The sequence below is a fragment of the Oceanicola sp. S124 genome (genome assembly GCF_000220565.1).
In the GTDB taxonomy this organism is placed as follows: Bacteria; Pseudomonadota; Alphaproteobacteria; order Rhodobacterales; family Rhodobacteraceae; genus Pseudooceanicola.
On record NZ_AFPM01000208.1, the window covers coordinates 20816 to 45453 of the forward strand.

The window sequence follows — 24638 nt, forward strand, 5'->3', positions numbered from 1 at the left end:
GGGCACCCGGGGCGGGGCGAAACGCGAACGGGCGCCCGGCTGGGCGCCCGTCGAACCGTTTCGGCCCTGCGGCGAGTCGGGTCAGCCCTTGCGGGCCTCCTGCCAGGCGCGCGGCGCTTTCAGGAAGTTTTCCACTTCATCCAGCGTCGCGGCGTCGAAGGCGCCCCGGGCACGGGCCTCGGCCAGCACGTCCCACCAGGTGCAGAGGTAATGCAGGCTGACGCCATGCTCGGCCAGGCTTTCGCGGGTGCCCTCGAAGATGTCGTAGAAGAAGACCACGGCGGTGTGGTTGCACGAGGCCCCGGTCTCGCGGATCGCATCGACGAAGGACAGCTTCGAGCCGCCGTCGGTGGTCAGGTCCTCGACCAGCAGCACCCGCTGGCCCTCGGTCATCACGCCCTCGATGCGGGCGTTGCGCCCGTAACCCTTGGGCTTCTTGCGCACATAGGTCATCGGCAGCGCCATGCGCTCGGCCACCAGGGCCGAGAAGGGGATGCCCGCGGTCTCGCCCCCGGCGATATTGTCGAAGGCCTCGAGGCCTGCGTTGCGCATCACGGTGCAGGTCATGAAATCCATCAGCGTCGAACGGATGCGCGGGAAGGAGATCAGCTTGCGGCAATCGACGTAGGAGGGCGAGGGCAGGCCCGAGGCCAGGGTGAAGGGCGTCTCGGTGTTGAAATCGACGGCCTTGATATCCAGAAGCATCCCCGCGGTCAGCCGGGCGATTTCTTCCTTCGAAGGGTAGGAGCTGGGGATCATCGTCGGGTCCTCTTGATCATCTCTACATATCCGATGGCTGAAAATACTGCCGCCGGAGGCTCGGGGCGCCCTCGGGCGTCCTGAAATGGCCTGCCAATCAGCAGGCCCGTGCAATCAAACCGCGCTGACCGAAGCCACGTGCCAGGCGGGGGTGAAACCGGGGTCGAAGACGGTGACCGGACCACCGGCCCCGGTCTCGATCTTCGTCGGGTAGTCCTTGGGCGCGCGCTCCAGCGTCAGGGTGCCGGAGTTGGGGGCGAGGCGATAGAAGGCCGGGCCGTTGAGCGAGGTGAAGCCCTCGAGCTTGTCCAGCGCGCCTTCCTCTTCGAAGACATGGGCCAGGATCGCCATGGTGTTGGTGGCGGTGAAGCAGCCCGCACAGCCGCAGCCGCATTCCTTGGCCGGGTCCACGTGGGGTGCGCTGTCGGTGCCGAGGAAGAAGCGCGGATCGCCCGAGGTTGCCGCCTTGCGCAGCGCCTGCTGATGCGTGGCGCGCTTGGCGACGGGCAGGCAGTAGTAATGCGGCTTGATGCCCCCGACGAGGATGTGGTTGCGGTTGATCACCAGATGATGCGTGGTGATCGTCGCACCCAGGCCTGCCTCGGCGCCGCGCACGTAGTCGGCGGCCTCTGAGGTGGTGATATGCTCCATCACCACGCGCAGCTCGGGGATTTCCTTCCGCAGCGGGTCCAGCACGGTGTCAATGAAAACCGCCTCGCGGTCGAAGATATCGACCTCGGGGGTGGTCACCTCGCCATGGGTGCAAAGGGGCAGGCCGATCTCGGCCATGCGTTCCAGCACCGGCACCACCTTGCGGAAATCCGTCACGCCCGAGGCCGAGTTGGTCGTCGCGCCGGCCGGGTAGAGCTTCACCGCCTTGACGAGGCCCGAGGCGGCTGCGGCGGCCACGTCCTCGGGGTCGGTGTTCTCGGTCAGGTAGAGCGTCATCAGCGGCTCGAAACTCATGCCCTCGGGCAGCGCCCTCAGGATGCGGTCGCGGTACTGCCCAGCCTGCTCGCCGGTGACCACGGGGGGCACCAGGTTCGGCATGATGATGGCGCGGCCGAAATGGCGGGCGGTTTCGGGCAGGACGGCTTCCAGCATCGCGCCGTCGCGCAGGTGCAGATGCCAGTCGTCGGGGCGGCGGATGGTGAGGCTCTGGGTCATGAGGCAGGCTTTACGACATGCGCGCCCGCCACGCCAGAGGGTTGCGGGGCGGCTAGTCCAGCTCGTCCATCGCGCGGCGCAGATGTGCCCCGTCAGGCGCGCTTTCGCGCAGCCGGCGGCGGAATCGCGGCAGATTCATGCGCGCGGTCACGTTGCGGCACAGCGCCTGGATCAGCGGCTCGCGCTCATCGACTTCCAGCGCGCTCAGCAGATTGCGCAGGTAGGGCGGATAACGGCGACGGCGGCGGTAGAGCGTGGCGAAGACCCTGGCATCCAGACGCCCTTCGCCGGCCAGCCGCAGCAGGGTGTGCAGCATCCCCATGCGCAGCAGTGACCCCTGCAGCGCCGCGCCGAGGTGGCGCAGGCGGAACAGGGTGACATTGGGCCGGGCAAAGAGCGCAGCATGCATCGCATCCAGCCGCTCGACCGGATCATAGAGCACCCAGGCCTGGGCGCAGGCATCCAGCATGTCCGGCGCATAGCCATAGCGCGAGGTGAAATCGAGGCGGCGATGCTCGCGGAACCGCTCGTCCCATTCGGTCAGCGTCGGGTTCAGCGTCGCCTGCGGCTGGATCGCCAGCACCAGAGCGCCCGGCGCGGCCACGGAATAGGCGCAGGCGGCATAGGCACAGGGCCCGGCGCCGAAGAACAGCACCCGGTCGAACTGCTCGAAGAAGCCGTCGTCGATCAGCTCGTCGATATAGTCATAGACCCCGGCACTGCGGAACCATGTGTCGCCGTCCGAGACCAGGCAGAGATGCGACCAGCCCTCTTCGCGCACCATGCGCCAGCCCATCGGTTGCCCTTCCTCGGTCAGGCCCTGGATGCCGGCCTGGGTCTCGAAGGTGACCAGCAGCGTGGTATTGCCTTCGATGTAGGCGGCGAAATGGGCCGGGTCGAGGCTGCGGAAGGCGCCGCGCGCCCGCGCGATGCCCGAGACACGGGCCAGCCACTCGCTCTTGCCCAGCCCCTCGAGAGAGGCCGTCAGGTCATGGGGCAGGGCGGCGGTGATCTGCTCGGACATGGATACTCCCGTCCCGCGCCTGCGGCGGGGTTCTGGACAAAGACTAGTGGCGGATTCGGGCGAAAATTTGGTGCGGGCGGGCACTTCGGCAAGGGGCGACGGATCAGTCTGGCGAGGTCGCGGCCTCGCTGCGCGCCTTCAGCGCGAAACGCTGCAGGAAGCGCGCGGCCTCGGGGGGCAGGGGACGCGTCGGCGGCGTCAGCAGCAGGCGGCCCATCAGGGCCCGGAAGGGTTCCAGCAGCATCAGCTCGCGGAAGCGCGCGTGGCGCCAGTTCACCGCCGCCTCATGCAGGGTGGCAAGCTGCGCATCGCCCTTCAGCCGCGCCAGTTCCGCCTGCATCCCCGGCGCCCGGCGCAGGATCGAGCCGTCCTCGTCGCTGGCGAAGTTGCGCTCGACCCAGTAGTCGAGGTCCAGCATCTGGTCCGCATGCACCGCGCGCCCCCGGTCGGCCTTCAGCACATAGCTTTCCATCGCGCCGAGCGCGTAGTGGTTCAGCTGCGCAAGCCCGTAGTTCGGCTGGCCGAAGGTCGAGAAGATCCGCTCGGTGCGGAACTTCTTGGGCAGCTCCCGCCCGTCCGAGCCGAACCAGCGCGCGCTCTCCAGCCGCTCCTTCACCGGCGCGCGCGGGCGATGCACCCCGACCTTCCGGTAGGTGCCGTCATTGCGGTAGAGCGTCTTGAACATCGCCGCCCGCCAGGGCCAGTAGAGCACCGCAGGCGCGGCCCGCAGGAAGGTCTGGGTGACCGGCCTGTCCTCGTAGTGCACCACCCCGCCATTGCCGAAGAGCCGCCAGGTCAGGGTGATCGCCGTGGCCTCGGGCAGGGCGGTCAGCAGATCGCCGACCCGGCCTTCGCCCGCATGGATATTGACGAATTCGTCGATATCGAAGGGCAGGATCCAGTCGGCCTGCCGCACGATCTCCAGCTTCTCGCATTGCTTCAGCGCGGTGAACTGGATGCCGCGCGTGTCATAGGGGCCATCGTTGCGGATGTGGGTGACCTCGCCCATCCCGGCCAGCCGGTCCAGCATCGCGTCGGTGCCATCCTGGCAATCGTTCGAGAAGACGAGGAAATCGGTGAAGCCTATGGCGCGGTGATGGGCCAGCCATTCCAGCAGGAAGGCGGCCTCGTTGCGCACGCAGAGGATGGCCAGCACCCGCATCAGAGACCGTCGTCGATGGCCATCGACAGGGCCACGCGCTCCAGCTCGGTCAGTTTCAGGTTGAGGGCCTGCTGGTAGAGGTCCTCGAATTCCGCCATGCCGTGCAGCTCTTCGGCCTTGGCCTTGTGCCAGGCGAAACCGGCCTCGTGCAGGGCGCGCAGCTTGTCGTCCTGCAGGATGCGGTCCATCTCGGCGCGCACCCGGGGAATGTTGCGCTGGATCGAGCGGTCGGGGTTGTCGCTCCAGTCCATGCGCACCCAGTAGGACAGGCCGATGGACTGATCGACGTGCAGCGCCCGGCCGCGCTGGCGCTTGATCAGGTAGCTTTCGGCCGAGCGCAGGGCGTAGTGGTTCAGCTGCAGCAGGTCGTAGCCGATGTTGTCGGTGTTGTTGCGCCAGCCGTTCCGCAGCAGGTCGCGCGTGACCTTGCGCCCTGAGCCATTGACCCATGTCACCGCCTCGGCCTTCTCGCCCACCACCTTGTTGGGGCGGTGACAGGACAGTTTCGTATAGGCGCCGATATTGCGGTAGAGCGTCTTGAAACCCCAGTTGGTATGGGGCTTGGGGCAGTACTTCGGCGCCGCGTGGTCGAACTGGCCGATGACCATCTCGTCTTCCAGCCGCGTCACGCCGTTGTGGCCGAACAGCCGCCAGGTCATCGCGATGTTCGTGGCCTCGGGGCAGGCGGCGAAGAAATCGTCCAGCGTGCCGTTGCCGGTGCGGATGTTGATGAACTCATCCACGTCGAAATGCGAGATCCACTCGGCATCCCGCATCACCGGCTCTTCCAGCGCGCGTTCCAGCGCGTATTGCTGTGGAGAGCCGCCTTCCCAGTTGTCGTTGTTGCGGTGCTGGACGAGGCCCAGCTCGGCCATCCGGTCGAGGATGGCATCGGTGCCGTCAGTGCAGCCGTTGGAGTAGATCAGGAAAGTGTCGAAACCGATGGCGCGGTGATAGGCGACCCATTCCAGGATGTAGGGCGCCTCGTTCTTCATGCAGCCGACGACGACGCGGCCAGAGGAACCTTCGGGCAGCACGCGCGGCGGGGCGGGGGCATAGGGCGCGCCCTCGGCCAGCGCATCGTCGCGGCCAAGGTCGTTGCGCGGCAGGAAGGCGGTGGACAGGAAGGCGGTCCCCGAGAGCGCATCCAGACGTTTGATCGCCTCTGGCGGCAGCACGGCGCGGGTCTCTGGTGCAAGGTCGATATGCATCGCTTTCGAGGTCGTCGGCGCGTCGATCTCTCCGGTCAGGGCCTGAGCCTCTTCGATCTTGCCCTCGCGCTCGGCCCGGGTGGCGCGGTCGATGCGCCAGCGCATCGCCATGAAGTACTGCGAGGGGCGGTAGCCAAAGAGAGGGTCCGGTTCCTCCCACGCCCCCTGCGGTTCGGGCAGGGCGAGCGAGGTGGCATCCAGCGCCGGGTGATGCTCAACCAGCCGGGCGTTGCCGGGGGCGAAGCGGGCGCAGATCGCGGCGAGGCTGGCGGGATCGGCGGCGGGACCCTCGATGGCGACCTCCCCCAGGAAGGTCGACCAAAGCTTGCGCGGTACGATGGCGGTGAACTGGTCAAGATAGGCCTGCAACAGCGCGTTCATCTGCCGGGTGCGGGCCAGCGTCGGCTGCGACATGACCTTGCGCAGCAGCTTTGTCTCGCCCCGGCCCAGGGTCTCCGAGACACCCAGCATCTCGCGGATCTCGTCGATGACCGCCTCGGAATAGAAGCGGTCGCGGTCGTAGGGACGGAAGGTGAGGCTGCCGGGGCCGAAGGTGCCTTCCCAATGGGCCTGCAGGGCCTCGTAATCCAGCCAGAACAGCGGCGCCTCGGTGGTGGGGAAACGGCCGCGCAGGGGATCGGCCTCGGGCATCCTCGCCAGGCAGGCGTCGCGCCAGTCGGCATCCTGTGGGATGTCCTGCTCGGCCTCCAGCGTGCGGGCGCGGCCCTCGTGCAATTGCAGCATGTAGGCGCGCAGCATCACGTCGGTCTGCGGCCCCACATGCATCAGCAGCGAGATATCCGTGGACAGCGGGCTGAGCAGGTCGCGCAGGCGCTCCAGCTCGCTGGTGCGGGTCAGCCCGGTGGCCAGTTGCCCGGCGGACAGCAGCATGGTGTGGGGCTTTGCCACCTCTATCTCACGCTCGAGGTCGGTGATCAGCGTGGTCTGCAGCGCCGCCTGCCGGTCCGGGGTGATATAGCCCCGGTTGAAGCGCAAAGGGTCGACCTGTTCGGGGTCGGTGGCGGCCATGTAGAGGCGTGCGTGGCTCTTCTTGCCGGGGGTGACCGGGTATAGGATGCCGGTCTTGGACAGCAGCTGGTTGCGCTTGACGTTCAGCGTCTCTTGCAGCGCGTCCGAGCCGGTCGCCTCGGTGCCGATATGCAGGATGATCTTCATGCCTCATCCTCTTCCGGGCGGGCGGTGTTTTCATTGGCGCGGCCCCACCAGGGCAGCTCGAGCCCGAGGAACGCCTGCAAGCGCTGCTGCGCCTCGGGGGCGGCCACGTCCAGTTCAAGGTAGTTCGGATCCCCCTCGAAGAGCTTCGCGAGATGCGCGTAATGGCCGTCGATCCAGCGCGCCAGATGCGCCTCGGTTCCGCCGAAGCCGACAGGCAGGCCGGGCAGGGCGTTGCCTTCCAGCCGGGCGGCCATGTTGGTCCAGCGCATCATCGAATTCGCCAGCTTGCCCGCATCGCGGCGGGTGGCGGTGAACTTCACCTGCGGATGCTGCGCCCGGATCGCCATCAGCAGCGCATGATCCATTTGCGGCCAGGCCTGACGGCCCGCATGAAGAAAGGAGGCCTCGGCCACGGCGTCGAATTCGTCAAGCTCTTCAAGTGGATCGCCGCTGTTGTAAAAGCCCCGGTACAGCACCTGCCCGACGAAATTGCGCACCAGGGCAGGCCTCGCGGTCTGGCCCTTGCGGATCCGGTGGTCGGCGACGTTCAGGCCGGCCTTCGCCATCGCCTCGGCGAAACTGGTGGTGCCCGATTTCGGCAGGCCGAGGTTGATCACGCGCATCCGGTGCATCTCAGGCCAGCCCCAGCTCTTGCAGCAGCGCCTCTTCCAGCGGCGGCAGGGTCGAGGCCTCGCGCAGCTGGTCCCGCATGGCGCGATACGCGTCGGTTTCCAGCAGCTCATCACGGCGCGCGCAGTGCAGGCGCACGGCCTCGTCATGCAGCTCGGCCACGCCGGGCAGGGCCCTGAGGCGTGCCATCTCGGCCTCCAGCGCGGGCATCATCCGCAGGATCGAGCGATCCTCCCAGGCCACATCCGCGCGTTCCCGCCAGTAGGTGTCATCGAAGGTGCGATGCTCGCGGTTCACGTCGCCGCGGTCGTTCTTCACCAGGTAGCTGTCGAGTGAGCGCAGGGCGTAGTGGTTCAGCGTCGCGAAGGCGCGGGCGCCCTGGGCGGGGAACTTGCGGATGCGGCGCGGGTTGTCGGCCACGAGGAACTTCGGCGGCACCGGGCGGCCGCCGCCATCGGTCCAGGTCGGGTGCTCTTCCTCGGTGATCTTGCCGGGCAGGAAGGGCCGGTGCGCGCCGTAGTAGCGTAGGGGAAAGTCCTTGCGGACCAGCGTCTTGACCTCGATAGAGGTCTCTCCGCACCAGATGTCGGGGTTGTGGCAACGGGTGAACTGGCCGATCACCGGGCGGTCCTCGAAGGCCTCGATGCCTTCATTGCCGAAGAACTGGAAGCTGACCGAGATCGCCTGCGGATCACCGCAGGCCGCGATCAGCGCCGGGATCGTGTGATCGCCGACATGGATGTTCAGGAACTCGTCGACATCGGCGATCCAGACCCAGTCGGCATTCTTGACGACGGGGCGCTTGGTGGCGGCATCCTTCAGCGCTTCCATCTGGTAGTTGCGCCCCTCGGCGGGGTTCGGACGGTGGCGCACAACGCCATGGGCCCGCAGCCGGTCCAGCAGCCGGTCGGTGCCGTCGCTGCAATCGTTGGAATAGAACAGGAAGTCGGTGACCCCGATCGCCCGGTTGTAGGCGATCCACTCCAGCAGGAAGGGGCCCTCGTTCTTGACGCAGGTCACGGCGGTGATGCGCATCAGGCACCTGTCGCCGGGCTGGCGCTGCGGGTCATGTCTCTGGTCATTGCAAATCGTCCCTGCGGGTCCGGGTCCTGCCCCGTCACCTGCCTGCCGTTTCCGGCATTTGTTCGGCGGAAAGATCGCAATTTCGCGCCCTTGGGTCAATCGGGCGTCAATCGCGCATCGCACCTCGCCCGCACCGGGGGGCTTGACCTGCGGCGCGCCGGATGCACCCTAGCCCCATGGGCGCAGGGGAGGAGACGTCCGCCATGCAGGACACCAGGGGCGCATTGCCCGAGGATATCGACGCAGTCGAAACGCTGCTGGCCGGGCAGGGCTACCTGCCGGGGCGGGCGCTGGCGACCGTGACCTTCCTGGCGCTGCGGCTGGGGCGGCCGCTGTTCCTTGAGGGGGCGCCCGGCACCGGCAAGACCGAAATCGCCCTGGCCCTGTCGCGGGCGTTGGGGCGGCGGCTGATCCGGCTGCAATGCTACGAGGGGCTGGACAGCGCCCAGGCGCTTTGCGACTGGAACTTTCCGGCCCAGATGATCGCCATCCGCACCGCCGAGGCGTCCGGTGGCGCGGATCGCTCTGCCCTCCAAGCCGAGCTGTTCGGCCCCGACTACCTGGTCGAGCGCCCCTTGCTTCAGGCCCTGCGCCCGGCGCCCGAAGGCCCTCCGGTGCTGCTCATCGACGAGCTGGACCGCACCGACGCGCCTTTCGAGGCCTTCCTGCTGGAGGTGCTCTCGGACTTTCAGGTGACCATCCCCGAGATCGGCACGATCCGCGCGCCCGAGCCGCCCATCGTCATCCTGACCTCGAACCGCACGCGGGAAATCCACGATGCGCTGAAGCGGCGTTGCCTTTACCATTGGGTCGACTACCCGGCCTTCGAGCGCGAATTGCAGATCCTGCGCACCCGCGTCCCCGAGGCCAGCGCGGCGCTGTCGCGCGAGGTGGTGGCCTTCGTGCAGCGGCTGCGTACCGAGGATCTGTTCAAGACGCCGGGCATGGCCGAGACCATCGACTGGGCCAAATGCCTGCTGGCGCTTGACGTGATCTCGCTCAGCCCCGAGGTGATCTCGGACACCCTTGGCGCGATCCTGAAGTACCAGGACGATATCGCGCGGCTGGAAGGCTCCGAGGCGAAGCGCCTGCTGGAGGAGGCGCGCGCCGCGCTGCCGGGCGGCTAGGGGATGGAGAGCCTGCCCCTGCCGCTGCCCGAGGCGCCGAAACTGGCCGAGAACATCGCCCATTTCGCCCGCGCCCTGCGCCGCGCCGGGCTGCCGATAGGGCCGGGGCGGATCGCCGGGGCGGTGCAGGCCATGGCGCTGGCAGGTGTGGCGGAGCGGCGCGATTTCTACTGGGTGCTGCACGCCTGTTTCGTCTCGCGCCCCGAGGAAAGCCGCCTCTTTGCCCAGGTCTTCCGGCTGTTCTGGCGCGATCCGCGCTACATGGAGCACATGATGGCGATGCTGCTGCCCTCGGTCCGGGGGCTGGCCGAGGAACCGCCGCCGCAGCCCGCCGAACGCCGCGCCGCCGAGGCGCTGACGGGGCCGCAGCCCGTCGCCCAGCCCGAGGGCGAAGAGGTCGAATTGCAGATCGACGCCCGCGAGACCGCCTCGCAGGAGGAACGCCTGCGCCACCTCGACTTCGAGCAGATGAGCAATGCCGAGACCGCCGAGGCGCGGCGCATGCTGGCCCGCATGGCGCTGCCCGCACCGAAGCTGGTGACCCGGCGCCACCGCCTGTCGCCGCATGGTCCGGGCATCGACCGCCGCCGCCTGCTGCGCGAGATGGCGCGGCGCGGCGGCGAGCCGGGGCGCCTGCAGCGCAGCCGTCCGGCGACGCGCTGGCCGGATCTGGTGGTGCTCTGCGATATCTCGGGCTCCATGAGCGCCTATAGCCGGATGCTGCTGCATTTCCTGCATGCGGTGGCGCATCGCGAAGGGCAGGGCTGGGCGCAGGTTCATGCCTTCACCTTCGGCACCCGGCTGACCAATGTCACCCGCCACCTGCGGCTGCGCGACGTGGATGCCGCGCTGGCGGCCGCCGCTGCCGGTGCGCAGGACTGGGAGGGCGGGACCCGCATCGCCGACAGCCTGCACGCCTTCAACCGTGACTGGGCCCGCCGGGTGCTGGCGCGCGGCGCGCAGGTGCTGCTGATCACCGACGGTCTGGACCGCAGCGGCGACCCCGCCGCCCTCGGGCGCGAGACCGAACGCCTGCGCCTGCTGGCGCGGCGTCTGATCTGGCTCAACCCGCTGCTGCGCTACGATGGCTTCGCGCCGCGCGCGGGCGGTGTGGCAGCCATGCTGCCTCATGTCGACTGCCTGCTCGGCGGCCACTCTCTCGCCTCGCTCGAGGCGCTGTCGACGGCCCTGTCCTCGCCCGCGGAGGTGGGCGAAAAATCACGCTTGATCAAAGCCTTGTAGGTCCATTGTGCAGCGTTATCCGGGGCTGTCACAAATTGCGATTGAACCGGGGGCGGGGGTTGGGTGTTGTGCCTGCAAAGCCCGCGACGGGCCAGAGGAAAGGACCTACCCAATGACCATGCGACTTCTCAGAAATGGCACCGCGCTGGCGCTCAGCCTCTCGCTGGCCATGCCCGCCGGCCTCGTGGCCCAAGATGCCACCCCCGATGCGCCGCAAGCGCCCGAAGCCTGTGGCGAACTGACCGGCGACGCCCTGGCGGAATGCCTGGCCGGCGCGCTGGAGCAGGGTCTGGGCGAAGAGGCCCCGGCTGCCGAAGAGGCCCCGGCGGAAGAGGTCGCGCCCGAGGCTGAGGCCCCGGCGGAGGAGGCGGCCCCTGTGGAAGAGGCGGCTCCCGAAGCGCAAGCGCCTGCCGAGGAAGCAGCCCCTGAAGCAGAGGCGCCTGTAGAGGATACCGTGCCCGAAGCCAGCGAGGAGCCGGCCGCAGAGCCGGAGGCCGCGTCTGAAGCCGAAGCTGCCGAGCCCGAGGCTCCGGCAGAGGAAACTGCCTCGGAGGCTGAGGAAGAGCTGCGCCGCCAGCTTGAGGCGGAGTCGGCAGACGAGGCGCCCGCTGCAGAAGAGGCCGTGGAGGACGCGGAACAGGCGCCTGCTCAGGAAGCCGAAGCGGAAGCCGCCCCTGAGGCGCCTGCGGAAGAAGGTACGTCGGACACCGAGGAAGAGCTGCGCCGCCAGCTTGAAGCCGAGACCGCCGAAGAGGCCCCCGCTGAAGGAGAGGCCGCAGAGGACACTGCCGAGGATGCCCCCGCCGAGGAGGTCACCCCGGCCGCCGAACTGGAGGCCAACCCCGCGCCTGAGCAAACCGAGGAAGAGCGCGCCGAGCAACAGCGCCTCGAGGACGAACGTGCTGCCGAAGAACAGGCCGCGCGTCAGCAGCAGCTGCAATCCGCCGCCGCCGCCCAGGAAGGCGCCGAGGCCGAGGCAGTCGACGAGCAGGAGGTGACGGAACAGTCCAGCCGCTCTTCCGGCGAGGAATTCGAGAACAAGGTCAACGAGGAAGCCCGGCGGGCCCAGGCCGAGACGCAGTCCGAGGAACGCGCCGAGAAAAGCGACCGAGACCAGCTGCTCGACGCCCTCGGCAAGGCGGCCCTGGTGGGTCTTGGCGCCTATGCGGTCGGCAAGATCATGAACAACGGTGACCGCGTGGTCAGCAACTCGGGCGACCGTGTCGTGGTCGAACGCGATGGCCGCTACGTGGTGCTTAAGAACGATGACGAACTGCTGCGCCGCCCCGGCAGCGACGTGCGGACCGAGACCTTCTCGGATGGCTCGACGCGCTCGACCGTGACCCGTGACGACGGCAGCCGCGTGGTGACCATCCGCGCCGCCGATGGCACCGTGCTGCGCCGCACGCGGATCCTGGCCGACGGCACCGAGGTGCGCCTGTTCGACGATACCCGCCAGATCGAGGCGGTGCGTGTCCAGGATCTGCCCGAAGCGCCGCGCCAGCGCGAGCTGGAGGTGTCCAATCGCGACGTGGCCGAGCTGGAGCGCGCGCTCAGCCAGTACCAGACCGGCGTCAACCGTGCCTTCTCGCTGGGTCAGGTGCGTGACATCCGCGCCGTGCGCAACCTGGTGCCCGAGATCACCGTCGACAACGTCAACTTCGAGACCGGCAGCGCCGTGATTCGTCCCGAAGAGGCGCGCGACCTGGCGGCCCTCGGCCAGCTGATGTCGCAGATGATCGAGGAAAACCCCTCGGAGGTCTTCCTGGTCGAAGGGCACACCGATGCCGTCGGCTCTGCCAGCTACAACCTCGCGCTCTCGGACCGTCGTGCCGAAAGCCTGGCCCTGGCCCTGACCGAGTACTTCGACGTGCCGCCCGAGAACATGGTGGTGCAGGGCTACGGTGAAAGCGACCTGAAGGTCGCCACCGGCTCGGCCGAACGTGCCAACCGCCGCGCCGTGGTGCGCCGGATCACCCAGCTGCTGCAGGGCAGCTGATCCGCCCCGCGCAGGACGCAAGGGAAGGGCCGCCCCCCGGGGTGGCCCTTTTTGCTGCCCGCGCGTTGCTTCGGGGATGCCGCTTGCCCCCGGCCCGGGGCAGGCCCTAGACTTCCGACCAAGAGGGAGGAGAGGCCATGGACCACTTCGACGACATTCCCGAACAGGCCCTGGACTGGCACCTGTCGGGCCGCAAGGCGGCGCTGGCCACGGTGGTCGAGACCTGGGGCTCGGCGCCCCGGCGCATCGGCAGCCAGCTGGTGATCTCGGGCAGCGGAGAGATGGCGGGCTCGGTCTCGGGGGGCTGCGTCGAGGGCGCGGTGGTGACCGAAGCGCTCGAGGCGCTGGAACAGGGCGCACCGCGGCTGCTGGAATACGGCGTCAGCGATGGCGATGCCTTCGCCGTCGGCCTCGCCTGCGGCGGCACGATCCGCGTCCTGGTGCAGCCCGTGGGCAGCGCCTTTCCGCCCGACCACCTGCAGGCGCTGGTCGCGGCGCGTCGGGCCCGGCAGGCGGTGGCGGTGATCTCTTCGCCCGAAGGGGTGGTGCAGGAGGTGACCACCGAGGGGCGGGACGAGCGTTTCCGCCTCGACCGGTCGGGCTTTGACGAGACGGGACGGTTCATCGCCGTGCAGACTCCGCCGCTGCGGCTGCTGGTGGTGGGCGCGGTGCATATTGCCCAGGCGCTGGTGCCCATGGCGCGGCTGGCGGGCTTCGCCGCCACCGTCATCGACCCGCGCGACAGCTTCGCCACGCCCGAGCGGTTCCCCGACACCCGGCTGATCAACGACTGGCCCGACGAGGTCATCGCGGCCCAGCCGATGGACCTGCGCACCGCGCTGGTCCTGCTGACCCATGACCCCAAGCTGGATGACCCGGCGCTGCTGGCCGGGCTGCGCTCTCGGGCGTTCTACATCGGCGCGCTCGGCTCGACCCGGACCCACGCAAAGCGGCTGGAGCGGATGCGCGAGGCGGGCGTCAGTGAGGCCGACCTGGCCCGCATCCATGGCCCCGTCGGGCTGGATATCGGGGCCGCGAACCCGGCAGAGATCGCGGTCTCGATCCTCGCCCAGATGGTGCAGGCGCTGAGGCGCGGCACATGAAGTTCGGCCCGCTGGCGCTGGATGAGGCGCTTGGCGTGATCCTCGCCCATTCCATAGACCTGCCTGAGGGGCGGTTGCGGAAGGGGATGAGGATCGACGCGGAGTCGATTGATAAATTGCGATATTTCGGTCTCTCGGAGGTCGTCGCCGCGCGTCTCGATCCCGGTGATGTGCATGAGGACGCGGCCGCGCTGGAGCTGGCGCAGGCGCTGGCGCGCAAGGGCTCCGGGCTGAAGATCGGCCGGCCGGGTACGGGCCGGGTCAACCTCTTTGCCGAGGGGGCGGGGCTGGCGCGGATTGATGCGGCACAGGTTCATGCGGTGAACCGGATCCATCCGATGATCACCGTTGCGACGGTGCCCGAGTGGCAGCGCATGGGCCATGGCGGCATGGTGGCGACGGTCAAGATCATCTCCTACGCGGTGCCGGGACAGGCGCTGGCGGCGGCCTGCGGGGCGGGGCGCGGCGCGCTTGGTCTGCAAGGGGTGCAGCGGCCCCGGGTGACGTTGATCCGCACCTTCACCGGGGCGACCCCGGACGAGAGCGGTGTGGCGGCGATCTCGGACCGGCTGGACAGGCTGGGTGCGCGGCTGGTGGCCGAGAGCAACGTTGCCCATGCCGAGGACAGCCTGTCCCGGGATCTGGCGGCGGTGCGGGACGTGGCGCAGAGCGACCTGATCCTGCTGCTGACCGGCTCTGCCACCTCGGATCCCGATGACGTGGGGCCGGCGGCGCTGCGGCTGGCGGGCGGGCAGGTGACCCGCTTCGGCATGCCGGTCGATCCCGGGAACCTGCTTTTCCTCGGCGCGCTGGCGGGGGTGCCGGTGATCGGACTGCCCGGCTGTGCCCGCAGCCCGGCGCTGAACGGCGCCGACTGGGTGCTGGAACGGCTGCTCTGCGGAGTGGAGGTGACCTCGGAGGATATCGCCGGCATGGGCGTCGGGGGCCTGTTGAAGGAAATCCCCTCGCGACCGCAGCCCCGCGATCCGAAATAGCCCCTGCGAGCTAACCCCTGCGCCGGGCTTGCTCCCTTGCCCTGGCCATGGTTCAGTGCTTCAGCAACCAGCATGGCGAGGCAGCAGATGAACAGTATCAGCCTGGAGGTGAACGGGAAAACCGTCTCGGCCGAGGTCGAGCCGCGCATGCTTCTGGTCGACTTCCTGCGCCAGGGGCTTGGCCTGACCGGCACCCATGTGGGCTGTGACACCAGCCAGTGCGGCGCCTGCATGGTGCATCTGGACGGCCGGCAGGTGAAGGCTTGCACGATCTTCGCGGTCGAGGCCGAGGGCGCCTCGGTCACCACCATCGAGGGGCTGGCGCAGGAGGGTGCCCTGACGCGGTTGCAACAGGCTTTCCAGGACCAGCACGGGCTGCAATGCGGCTTCTGCACGCCGGGCATGGTGATGTCGCTGACCGCGCTGCTCGAGGTGAACCCCGAGCCGACGGAGCAGGAGATCCGCGACCACCTCGAGGGCAACATCTGCCGCTGCACCGGCTATCACAACATCGTCCGCGCCGCGCTTGCGGCCTCGGGCCAGCTCTGAAGCGGATCGGGAGACCGTTCCGCCTGGACGTTGACCTTCTGCGCCCCGGGCCGGTGAGCCGGGCTCAGGCCATCGGCTGACCAAGCAGATCCGGGCGGGACGGGCTGTCGGTATCGCGTCGGTGTTCCGTCGGCAGGGGAACCCCGGTTAACGCGCCGCGCGCCGGTCGGATGCGCCGGTGCTCACCGGGATCAGCCTGCGGCTGATGGCCTTCGGCGAGAGTATTTTCAGCCATCGAATGGAAACAGGGGCGCGCCCTTTCGGGGGTCGCGCTGCAGTGTATCCATTCGATGGCAAGAAATACTCCGGGGGGAGTCTCCGGAACGGAGACAGGGGCAGCGCCCCGCCCCCTCCAAGTGTCGCCGCAAGGCGATCTCCGGCGAGCTGGTCCATTGCGCGGTGGAGGTGGGGAGAGGAGCGCCCCGGCAGAGGGTCGGGCCAAAAGAAAACGCCCTCCGGAGGGGAGGGCGTCTGAAATCCTGGAAGCCGGAGCGGATCAGCGAGACACGGGGCCGATCATCATGACCATCTGGCGGCCTTCCATCTTCGGCATGTTCTCGACCTTGCCGATTTCCTTCACATCCTCGGCGACGCGTTCGAGCAGTTCGCGGCCAAGGTTCTGGTGCGCCATCTCGCGGCCCCGGAAGCGCAGGGTGACCTTCACCTTGTCGCCGTGCTCGAGGAACTTGATGACGTTGCGCATCTTGACGTCGTAGTCATGCACATCGGTGCCGGGGCGGAACTTCACCTCCTTCACCTCGATGATCTTCTGCTTCTTCCGGGCTTCGGATTCGCGCTTCTGCTGTTCGTACTTGAACTTGCCGAAGTCCATGATCTTGCAGACCGGGGGCGTGGCGTTCGGAGAGATCTCGACGAGGTCGAGACCGGCTTCCTCGGCCATGGCGAGGGCCCGGGAGGGCGTGACCACGCCAACGTTTTCACCCTCGGCGCCGATCAGGCGGATCTCGGGGGCACGGATTCGGTCGTTCACGCGGGGGCCGGTGTCACGGGTCGGCGGCGCGTTGTGGGGTCTGCGAGCTATGGTTTTCGCCTTTGATCGTTGATCGAATTGAGGCGGCAAAATAAGCGCCGTCCGGGCGCTTTTCAAGCGGCAATTGGTCGGTGTCCGGGCAAAACGGCTAGCGGACGGCAAAGGTTCCCTGCCGTCCGCGTCAATTTCCCCAAGGGCTTAGCCCAAGCGTGGCGCTGCTGCAAGCAGGCGGCGCCGATCAGTCCACGAAGGCCTTTTCGACGACATACTGCTTGGGATCGGAATTGGCGCCCTCTTCGAGGCCGTAGCCCTCGAGCAGTTCCTTGATGTCGATGTTGAAGGCCAGGTTGCCGCAGACCATGGCGCGGTCGGTCTCGGGGTTGATCGGTTCGATGCCCAGATCGGCAAAGACCTCGCCCGAGCGCATCAGGTCGGTGATGCGGCCCATCTTCGGGCTCTCCTCGCGGGTGGTGGTCGGGTAGTAGCGGATCTTCTTCCAGAAGCCCTCGCCGATCAGCTCGTTGAGCAGTTCGTCGGTCTTCAGGCTTTCGATCAGCTCGGCGCCGTAGGTCAGCTCGCCCACGGTGCGGCAGGTGTGGGTGATCACCACCTCGTCGTAATCCTCGTAGGTCTGCGGTTCGCGCAGCAGCGAGGCGAAGGGGGCAAAGCCGGTGCCGGTGGCGAAGAACCACAGCCGCTTGCCGGGCAGCAGCGCGTCATGCACCAGGGTGCCGACGGGTTTGGGGCGCAGGATGATCTCGTCGCCTTCCTGGATGTTCTGCAGCTTCGAGGTCAGCGGGCCATCGGGCACCTTGATCGAGTAGAACTCCAGCTCTTCGTCCCAGGAGGGGGAGGCGATGGAATAGGCGCGCAGGATCGGTTTCTGGCGGCCGGTCTTCTCGTCCGGGTCGCCCATCAGGCCGATCATCACGAATTCGCCCGAGCGGAAGCGCAGCGAGGCGGGACGGGTCACGCGGAAGGAAAAGAGGCGGTCCGTCCAGTGCTTGACGAAGGTCACTTTCTGCGCGTCAGGCAGGGTCGGCGCTTTCGGGGCGGCTGCTTGCTCGGTCACGGTGGCGGTCTCGGTCATTTGTGTGCTAATGGATTTCTCAATCCATCCTCTAGCGCGGGCGGGGCCGCTTGCAAAGGGGTTTCTGGGCGTCAGCCGGCGCGCAGGCGCGACTGATAGTCGTGGGCCTTCCAGTCTGCCCGGAATTTCCACTGTTCCTCTGGCTGGCGGGCGGCAAGCTCATCCGGGATCTCGACCTCGTCGAAGCCCTGGCGGCGGGCCATGGCGTATTGGTCGGAAATCACGTGGCCGCAGGCGCGCAGCCGTCCGGTGAACCCGCGCTGGCGCAGGACGAGGCCGATGGTAAAGCCGCGCCCGTCGGCGAAGGAGGGGAATTCGACCCGTACCATGGAAGCGCCGGCGAAGTCGACCTCATGCGGGTTGGTGTCCGAGGGCAGGGTCAGAACCTCTGCCTCGGGAAGGGATGCGGCGCTGTCCTCGGCCGCGAAGCCCTGGTCGGTGACGATGACGGTCATGCTTGGGGTCCTCTGACGATCTTGCCATCCACGATGTGGATGCCGCATTCAACCTTGTCCTGTCCGCGCCAGCGTCCGGCGCGGGGGTCTTCGCCGGGTTTCACCGGCGAGGTGCAGGGCGCGCAACCGATGGAGGGATAGCCCTTGGCCACCAGCGGATGCCGGGGCAGGCGGTTCTCGTCCATGTAGGCCACCACGTCCTCGGGGTGCCAGTGGGCCAGCGGGTTGACCTTGATCCGGTCGGCGCCGTCGGCCTCGAAGAACTCCAGCGCGGCGCGGGTGCTGGACTGGAAGCGCTTGCGCCCGGTGATCCAGCCGTCAAAGCCCGTCAGGGCGCGTTCCAGGGGCACGGTCTTGCGCAGGGTGCAGCAGGCATCGGTGTCGAACTGGTGCAGGGTCCCGTCCGGGTCCTGGCGCGACAGGTCGAATGCCGAGGCGCGGATGATGCGCACGTCCTTCAGGTGCAGACGCTCTGCAACCTCCTGCTGGTAGTCCAGCGTCTCGGCGAACAGCATCTGGGTGTCGATGAAGAGCACCGGCACCGTGTTGTCGATCACCGAGACGAGGTGCAGCAGCGCCACGCTCTCGGCCCCGAAGGACGAGACCATGGCGAGGTCGCCCACGTCGTGATCCTTCAATGCCGCTTCCAGCACCGAGGTTGCCCCGTGGTGACGGTAGCGATCGTTCAGGCGGGCAAGCCGCGCATCCAGTTCGGGCGAGGTTTCGGCGGCGCCGAAATCCATGGCTGCTTCAGGCGGCATTCGCTTTCTCTTTCTCCGGGTAGAGCGCCGCCTTGAACGGATCGGGGCCGACACGCCGGTAAGCTTCGAGGAAGGTCTCTTCCTCGGATTCGCGAAGGCCCAGGTAGGTCTTCAGGATGGTCTCGATGGCACCGGTGATCTCGTCGTAGGCGAAACCGGGGCCGGTGCGCTGGCCGATGGCGGCATCTTCGCTGCCGTCCCCACCGAGGGTGATCTGGTAGTTCTCGACGCCTGCGCGGTCGAGGCCGAGGATGCCGATATGGCCGACATGGTGGTGCCCGCAGGCGTTGATGCAGCCCGAGATCTTGATCTTCAGCGGGCCGATCTCATGCTCGAGCTTCAGTTCGTCGAAGCGCTTGGCGATCTCCTGGGCGACGGGGATCGAGCGGGCCGTGGCCAGCGCGCAGTAATCCATGCCGGGGCAGGCGATGATGTCGCTGACCAGCCCGATATTGGCGGTCGCCAGGTCGTGCTTTTTCAGCTCGGCGTGCAGCGCCGGCAGGTCCGACACATGGACATGCGGCAGGATCACGTTCTGCTCGTGGCTGATGCGGATATCGTCGTGGCCGTATTGCTCGGCCAGGTCGGCGATTGCGCGCATCTGGGCCGAGGTCGCGTCGCCCGGCGTCTGTCCGTGCTTCTTCAGCGAGATCGAGACGATGGCATAGCCCGGCGCCTTGTGCGCGCTGAGGTTGGTATCGGCCCAGGCGCGGAACACCGGATCGGTTTCGCGCGCGGCGTCATAGGCGTCGGTCGGGGCATTGCGGAAGGCGGGCGGGGCGAAATGCGCGCGGATGCCGTCCAGCATCTCCTGGTCGACGCCGCTGAACAGCGGCTTCAGCTCGGCAAAGCGCTTCTCGGTCAGCGCGCGGTAGGTGTCCAGGCCGTTCTCGTTGACGGTGATCTTGATGCGCGCCTTGTACTTGTTGTCGCGGCGGCCAAGCACGTTGTAGGTGCTGACGATGGCCTCGGAGTAGGGCAGCAGGTCTTCCTTGGGCAGGAAGTCGCGGATCACCTTGCCGATGACCGGGGTGCGGCCCAGGCCGCCGCCGACCAGCACGCGATAGCCGCGCTTGCCGTCCTTCTCGACCAGCTGGATGCCGATGTCATGGGCACGGATCACCGCCCGGTCGGTTTCCGAGCCGGTGACGGCGAACTTGAACTTGCGCGGCAGGAACTGGAATTCCGGGTGGTCGGTGGACCACTGGCGCAGCAGCTCGGCCACGGGACGCGGATCGGCGACCTCGTCGGCGGCAGCGCCGGCGAAATGGTCGGCAGTCACGTTGCGGATCGTGTTGCCCGAGGTCTGGATGGCGTGCAGCTGCACCTCGGCCAGGCTGTCGAGAATATCCGGCACATCCGGCAACTTGGGCCAGTTGTACTGGATGTTCTGACGGGTGGTGAAATGGCCATAACCCTTGTCCCAAGTGTCGGCCACATGGGCCAGCTGGCGCATCTGGGCGCTGCCGAGGGTGCCATAGGGGATCGCCACGCGCAGCATGTAGGCGTGCAGCTGCAGGTACAGCCCGTTCATCAGGCGCAACGGCTTGAACTCGTCCTCGGTCAGCGAACCGTCGATGCGGCGGGCGACCTGTTGGCGGAACTGGCTGTTGCGTTCGGCGAGAAAGGCTGCGTCGAAATCGTTGTAGCTGTACATCTCAGAGCTCTGCTTGCTTTCCGTGGGCGTAGTTCGAGGGGCCGGTGCGGCGGAAGTCCTCGCGGAAGTGGGTGGGGACCGGGCCGTTCTCGCCCGCGGCCATGTCGGCGAGATAGACGCCGACAGCGAGGTGTTGCTGGGCCGAGGCCTCGATCAGGCGCAGCTCGGCATGGGCCTCGTCGGTCAGCAGCTCGGCTTCGGACAGGTGCCGGGTCCACTGGTCGTCGGCGGTGTAATAGACCACGTCGCCTTCCAGCAGGGCGTTTGCGGTGATGACTTTCGGGGTGAAGGGACGGGGCATCAGGCGGTTTCCTTCAGTTGGGCCGCATGCGAGGCGGGCAGGCCGGGAATGGTGTCGACGGTCAGACCGGCCTGGCGACACTGCTGGGCCAGACCGCGCGGCAGCTGTTCGGCGCCCAGATAGACCACATGGGCGCCGGCGTCAGCCTCCAGAATGAGCAACTGGTGAAGTGGCGGAACTTCGGTCGGGTGGCGCAGCGCGACAAGGCGCGCCTCGCGGCGGGCCAGTTCCAGCACGGCTGGGGCGATGGCGGCGTCATGCACCACCACGTCGGCCCGGTCCAGCGCCCGCCGGGCCTTCATCGTCATCAGGTCGGGGTCGTCCGAGCCGGTGAAGGTCAGCGTGATGCGGCCCGGCGCGTCGTGCCGAGCGAGGTGACGGTCCAGCAGCCCCTGCAGCGCGGCCCCGAGCGGCTGGCCCGCGGAGAGGGCCGCGGGGCCTGCGGTCTCGAACCACTCGGCCCAGAAGTTGCGGCGCGGCAGGCCATGGGGCAGCGCCTCGGCCTGGTCGCGGAAGTCGCGGGCGGCGCGGGCCAGATCGGCGGTGCTCTGGGGCAGGTGCTCTTCGAGGTGGCGCTTCACGGCGCGGGCCAGCATGGGGGCGGCGCCCTCGGTGCCGATGGCGACGGTCAGCGGTGCGCGGTCGACCATGGCCGGCGTGATGAAGGCCGAGGCTGCAAGGTCGTCGACCACGTTCCACAGCACGCTCGCCGCCTTGGCTACCTCGACCGTCGCGGCATCGGCCAGTTCGTCCTCGTCGGCGGCATAGACCAGCGCGGCCCCGGCCAGGGCGGCGGGGCTCAGCGCTTCGGTGGTCCAGGTGATCCGGCCTGCCTCGGCAAAGGCGCGGATTTCCGGCAGGACGCTCGCCGCATGCAGGGTGATGCGTGCCTTGGTCTTCAGCAGCAGCCGCAGCTTCGCCAGCGCTGCCTCACCGCCGCCCGAAAGGACGACGCGGGCGCGGTCCATGTCGAGGAAGATCGGAAAGTGGCGCATCTGCTGTATCCCCGTGGGCTGGCGTGGCCGGCGCCGGGCGACTTTCGCCGCCGGGCTGCCGTCATGACGTTGACTTGCCCTTAAAATAGGAAATATTCCTGTGCCGACGCCATGGGGGCGGGGAAATAAGAAAAACGGTTCCGGTTTGCCGCCCGCCGGTGGTCCGCGTTCCACAGAAGAAGGGATCAGGCGAATGGCTGTCCGCCTCGACCAGACCGACCGGAAAATCCTTTTGCAATTGCAGCAGGACGCCGCGCAATCGCTGGATGATATCGCCCGAAAGGTGGGGTCTTCGAAGACCCCGGTCTGGAACCGCATCCGCAAGATGCGCGAGGCCGGGGTGATCGGCGCGCAGGTCGCGCTGCTGGATGCCGAGGCCCTCGGCTTCGACGCCTGCTTCTTCGTGCTGATCCGCACCAGCGAGCACGAGGCCGACTGGCAGCAGGCCTTCCTGAAGGCGCTGAAGGACCGTCCCGAGGTGCAGGAGGCGCACCGCCTTGCCGGCGACATCGACTACATCCTGAAGGTGCGCGTCAAGAACGCCCGCGCCTATGACGCCTTCTACCAGGCGCTGATTTCCGAGGTGAAGGTGCACAACGTCACCGCGCTGCTGTCGATGGAAGAGATCAAGTCGACCACCGCCCTGCCGCTCTGAGAGGGTGATTTCGCCCCCTCACAGGGGCGAAGCCTCCGGCGGCAGTATTTGGAGCCGTCGGATAGACACAAGGATCGCTTGCTCCATCCGACGGCTGAAAATACTGCGGGGGACTCTCCGAAGGAGAGGGGGGCAGAGCCCCCTCAGCGGGTCACCATCAGCTTTTCCAACCCGTGGAAATGGAAGAGATCCGCATACTTGGGCGTCTCGGCCAGGGCCAGCTCAGGGCAGCGCGTGAACAGGATCGGCAGGGCAACCTGCAGCTCCAGCCGCGCCAACGGCGCGCCGATGCAGAAGTGGGCACCTGCGCCGAAGGCCGCGTTGGTGCGGATCGGGCGCGCCGGATCGAAAGTCTCTGGGTCCTCCCAGACCTCGGGATCGCGGTTGGCCGCACCGAGCAGCAGGGCGATCCTGTCTCCGCGCGCGAAGGGGCGGCCCGCGACCTCGCAGGGCTCATGGGCGTAGCGGGTGAACATGTGCAGCGGCGGGTCATACCGCAGGATCTCCTCGACCGTGCCGTCGATGCGGTCGGGCGTGACCCAGGCCGGGGCCTCGCCGTGCTCAAGAAGCGCGACGACACCGTTACCCATGGTGTGCACCGTTGCCTCGTGGCCAGCGTTCAGCAGCAGGATGCAGGTGGTCACCAGCTCTTCGGTCGACAGCCTGGTGCCCTCTTCCTCGGCGGCCAGCAGCTCCGAGATCAGGTCGTCGGCGGGGCTCTTGCGGCGTTCCTCGGCGTAGGAACGGATGTAGGCGGCGAAATCGGCGGCGGCCTGAGCAGCGGCCTCTTCCATCGCGCGGTCGCGGCGGGCCTGGTACATGCCGACCATGGCGTTGGACCAGATCAGCAGCTGCGGGCCCATCTCCTCGGGCACGCCAAGCAGGCGGCAAATCACGATCACCGGGATCTGCGTCGCATAGGCGGGCAGCAGGTCGAAGTCGCCCTCGGCGGGGAAGGCGTCGATCAACTGGTGGCAGACGGCCTCGATCTCGGGGCCGAGGGCCTTGATGCGGCGCGAGGTGAAGGCGCGCAGCACGAGGCCGCGCAGCCGGCGGTGCACATCGCCGTCCAGTTCCAGCATCGAGTGGTCCTCGATGTCGTAGAAGGGGCGTTGGTGGGCCGGGATCTCGGGCGCCAGCTCGGGCGGGCACTGGCGACCGAAGCGGCGGTCGCGCAGAAGGGCATTCACCAGTTCGTAGGTGAAGGCACAGGGCATGTCGTAGTCGAGCCAGTCGTGCAGGGCGCCCTCTGCGCGGGCTGCCGCGTAGAAGGGGTAGGGGTTCTGGACGAAGGCGGGATCGGTGGGGGATTGCGTCAGCTTGGCCATGCCCTCTATTGGCTTGGGGAGGGGCGCAAGACAAGAGCCTGCGTGAGCGGGCCCGGAGAGGGAACGCGATGTCACGTCTGGTGGCGATCCTGGCGATACTGGCGACCCTGGTGGGGGCGCTTTCGGTGGCGGTCTTCCAGGCAGGCTACCGGCAGTCGCTGAACGCCCTGGCGCAGCGCGGCGAGTCGGACCTGTCGCTGGCCGCCGACCGGCTGACCGGGCAGCTGCAGCGCTACCAGGACCTGGCCGTCCTGCTGATCGAACATCCCTCGCTGGGCGCGGCACGCTACGACGCTTCGGGGCGGGGCGAGGCCGAGGCGCTTCTGCTCTGGGCCATCGACCGGACGGGAGTGCTGAACATGGCCTACCTGGCGCCGGGGGGACGGCTTCTGGCCAGTGCCCGGCCCATCGAGGGAGACTTGCCGGCCTTCGCGCTGGAGGCCATCGAGCGGGCGCGGCACGGGGCGCTCGGCACCGGCCACGGGCTGATCGGCGCCGAGGGCGCGGCACCGCAACGCGCCTATGTCTTCGCCGCCCCGCGCTTTCGCGAGAGTGGCGATGTCGAGGGCATCCTGCTGGTCAGCGTCAATGTCGACCGGCTTGAGCAGGAGTGGCGCGGCGACCGTCCTGCGGTCTTCTTCACCGACCGCGCCGGCGAGGTCTATATATCGAACCGCTCCGAGCTGCTCGGATGGCGCTGGCAGGCTAATCGTCTGCGCCCGGCCGAGGGCGAGGCGGCGCTGTCGCGGCGCCAGCTGGCGGGCTTCGACCTCTGGCGCATCGACTGGGGGCCCTACCTGCCGCGCCGGGCTTTGCACCTGTCCCGCGACCTGCCGCAGGTCGGGCTGACCGCCGAGGCGCTGATCGACCTGGCGCCGGGACGGCGCATCGCGCTGCTGCAGGCCGCGGTGGTCGGGCTGGTGCTGCTGACGCTGGGCTCGGTGCTGGTCTTCCTCTGGGCGCGGCGGCAGGCGCTGGCCGAGGTCAATGCGCGGCTGGAACAACGCGTCGAGGAGCGCACCGCCGAGCTGAAGCGGGCCCAGGACGAGCTGGTGCAGGCGGGCAAGCTCTCGGCGCTCGGGCAGATGTCGGCGGGGCTCAGCCACGAGCTGAACCAGCCGCTGATGGCGATCCGCCAGTTCGCCGAGAACGGGGCGCTGTTTCTCGAGAAGGACAAG

The 24638-nt window shown here is 68.1% G+C and carries 22 protein-coding genes and 1 pseudogene; 8 read left to right on the forward strand and 15 right to left on the reverse strand.

All coding sequences use genetic code 11. The features are described from left to right. Positions 1–81: 81 nt before the first annotated feature. The 7 genes from OS124_RS0114485 to OS124_RS0114515 all read right to left on the reverse strand — a co-directional run bounded on the left by OS124_RS0114485 (position 82) and on the right by OS124_RS0114515 (position 8164). Positions 82–759 carry an orotate phosphoribosyltransferase gene (locus OS124_RS0114485; RefSeq protein WP_010140457.1) on the reverse strand — a complete coding sequence of 226 codons (678 nt, stop codon included), beginning with the start codon at positions 757–759 and terminating at the stop codon, positions 82–84. A 114-nt stretch (positions 760–873) separates the two neighbouring features. Continuing rightward, the gene (gene pyrC / locus OS124_RS0114490; RefSeq protein ID WP_010140459.1) at positions 874–1926 is read right to left on the reverse strand and encodes a dihydroorotase; all 1053 of its coding nucleotides are present in this window, start codon (positions 1924–1926) and stop codon (positions 874–876) included. 52 nt (positions 1927–1978) lie between these two features. Further along, on the reverse strand, positions 1979–2950 hold the full coding sequence (locus OS124_RS0114495) for a hypothetical protein (RefSeq protein ID WP_010140461.1): 972 nt from the start codon (positions 2948–2950) through the stop codon (positions 1979–1981). 103 nt (positions 2951–3053) lie between these two features. Beyond that, positions 3054–4112 carry a glycosyltransferase family 2 protein gene (locus tag OS124_RS0114500; RefSeq protein WP_010140463.1) on the reverse strand — a complete coding sequence of 353 codons (1059 nt, stop codon included), beginning with the start codon at positions 4110–4112 and terminating at the stop codon, positions 3054–3056. Beyond that, positions 4112–6499, reverse strand: a complete 2388-nt coding sequence (locus tag OS124_RS0114505; protein WP_010140465.1) for a glycosyltransferase family 2 protein — start codon at positions 6497–6499, stop codon at positions 4112–4114. The genes OS124_RS0114500 and OS124_RS0114505 overlap by 1 nt, the downstream gene beginning before the upstream one ends. Next, complete coding sequence (locus OS124_RS0114510; protein WP_010140466.1) at positions 6496–7122, reverse strand: sulfotransferase; 627 nt, start codon at positions 7120–7122, stop codon at positions 6496–6498. Before OS124_RS0114510 ends, OS124_RS0114505 begins: the two co-directional genes overlap by 4 nt. Before the next feature lie 10 nt (positions 7123–7132). Further along, positions 7133–8164 carry a glycosyltransferase family 2 protein gene (locus OS124_RS0114515; RefSeq protein ID WP_010140467.1) on the reverse strand — a complete coding sequence of 344 codons (1032 nt, stop codon included), beginning with the start codon at positions 8162–8164 and terminating at the stop codon, positions 7133–7135. A gap of 251 nt (positions 8165–8415) precedes the next feature. On the opposite strand from OS124_RS0114515, the gene OS124_RS0114520 reads away from it, so the two are divergent. The 6 genes from OS124_RS0114520 (at position 8416) to OS124_RS0114545 (ending at position 15227) form a co-directional block, all read left to right on the forward strand. Next, entirely contained in the window at positions 8416–9339 is a 924-nt protein-coding gene (locus tag OS124_RS0114520) for an AAA family ATPase (RefSeq protein ID WP_010140468.1), read from the forward strand. A gap of 3 nt (positions 9340–9342) precedes the next feature. Continuing rightward, complete coding sequence (locus OS124_RS0114525) at positions 9343–10581, forward strand: vWA domain-containing protein (protein WP_010140469.1); 1239 nt, start codon at positions 9343–9345, stop codon at positions 10579–10581. Positions 10582–10693: 112 nt separating this feature from the next. Then, positions 10694–12580 (forward strand): OmpA family protein, encoded by a 1887-nt coding sequence (locus tag OS124_RS0114530; protein ID WP_010140470.1) that lies wholly within the window; start codon positions 10694–10696, stop codon positions 12578–12580. A 137-nt stretch (positions 12581–12717) separates the two neighbouring features. After that, a complete protein-coding gene (locus OS124_RS0114535; RefSeq protein ID WP_010140471.1) occupies positions 12718–13683 on the forward strand; it encodes an XdhC family protein in 966 nt (321 codons plus the stop codon). Beyond that, on the forward strand, positions 13680–14678 hold the full coding sequence (locus OS124_RS0114540) for a molybdopterin-binding protein (protein WP_010140472.1): 999 nt from the start codon (positions 13680–13682) through the stop codon (positions 14676–14678). The genes OS124_RS0114535 and OS124_RS0114540 overlap by 4 nt, the downstream gene beginning before the upstream one ends. 87 nt (positions 14679–14765) lie before the next feature. After that, positions 14766–15227, forward strand: a complete 462-nt coding sequence (locus OS124_RS0114545; RefSeq protein WP_010140473.1) for a (2Fe-2S)-binding protein — start codon at positions 14766–14768, stop codon at positions 15225–15227. Positions 15228–15723: 496 nt separating this feature from the next. Here the strand turns inward: OS124_RS0114545 and infC are convergent, their stop codons facing one another. The 7 genes from infC to OS124_RS0114580 all read right to left on the reverse strand — a co-directional run bounded on the left by infC (position 15724) and on the right by OS124_RS0114580 (position 21477). Then, on the reverse strand, positions 15724–16218 hold the full coding sequence (gene infC, locus OS124_RS0114550) for a translation initiation factor IF-3 (RefSeq protein ID WP_237708120.1): 495 nt from the start codon (positions 16216–16218) through the stop codon (positions 15724–15726). A gap of 238 nt (positions 16219–16456) precedes the next feature. After that, entirely contained in the window at positions 16457–17308 is an 852-nt protein-coding gene (locus tag OS124_RS0114555; RefSeq protein WP_010140475.1) for a ferredoxin--NADP reductase, read from the reverse strand. A 71-nt stretch (positions 17309–17379) separates the two neighbouring features. After that, a complete protein-coding gene (locus OS124_RS0114560) occupies positions 17380–17763 on the reverse strand; it encodes a DUF934 domain-containing protein (RefSeq protein WP_010140476.1) in 384 nt (127 codons plus the stop codon). Then, complete coding sequence (locus OS124_RS0114565) at positions 17760–18524, reverse strand: phosphoadenylyl-sulfate reductase (RefSeq protein WP_010140477.1); 765 nt, start codon at positions 18522–18524, stop codon at positions 17760–17762. Before OS124_RS0114565 ends, OS124_RS0114560 begins: the two co-directional genes overlap by 4 nt. Continuing rightward, complete coding sequence (locus OS124_RS0114570) at positions 18514–20181, reverse strand: nitrite/sulfite reductase (protein ID WP_010140478.1); 1668 nt, start codon at positions 20179–20181, stop codon at positions 18514–18516. Before OS124_RS0114570 ends, OS124_RS0114565 begins: the two co-directional genes overlap by 11 nt. A 1-nt stretch (position 20182) precedes the next feature. Beyond that, the gene (locus OS124_RS0114575; protein WP_010140479.1) at positions 20183–20482 is read right to left on the reverse strand and encodes a DUF2849 domain-containing protein; all 300 of its coding nucleotides are present in this window, start codon (positions 20480–20482) and stop codon (positions 20183–20185) included. Beyond that, the gene (locus tag OS124_RS0114580; RefSeq protein WP_010140480.1) at positions 20482–21477 is read right to left on the reverse strand and encodes a siroheme synthase; all 996 of its coding nucleotides are present in this window, start codon (positions 21475–21477) and stop codon (positions 20482–20484) included. Before OS124_RS0114580 ends, OS124_RS0114575 begins: the two co-directional genes overlap by 1 nt. Positions 21478–21670: 193 nt before the next feature. On the opposite strand from OS124_RS0114580, the gene OS124_RS0114585 reads away from it, so the two are divergent. Further along, positions 21671–22132 carry an Lrp/AsnC family transcriptional regulator gene (locus tag OS124_RS0114585; RefSeq protein ID WP_010140481.1) on the forward strand — a complete coding sequence of 154 codons (462 nt, stop codon included), beginning with the start codon at positions 21671–21673 and terminating at the stop codon, positions 22130–22132. Positions 22133–22275: 143 nt separating this feature from the next. On the opposite strand, the gene OS124_RS0114590 is transcribed toward OS124_RS0114585, so the two are convergent. Beyond that, a complete protein-coding gene (locus OS124_RS0114590) occupies positions 22276–23460 on the reverse strand; it encodes a cytochrome P450 (protein WP_010140482.1) in 1185 nt (394 codons plus the stop codon). Positions 23461–23528: 68 nt separating this feature from the next. Between OS124_RS0114590 and OS124_RS0114595 the strand changes: the two are divergent. Then, positions 23529–24638 (forward strand): annotated as a pseudogene (locus OS124_RS0114595) (sensor histidine kinase); the annotation flags it as partial.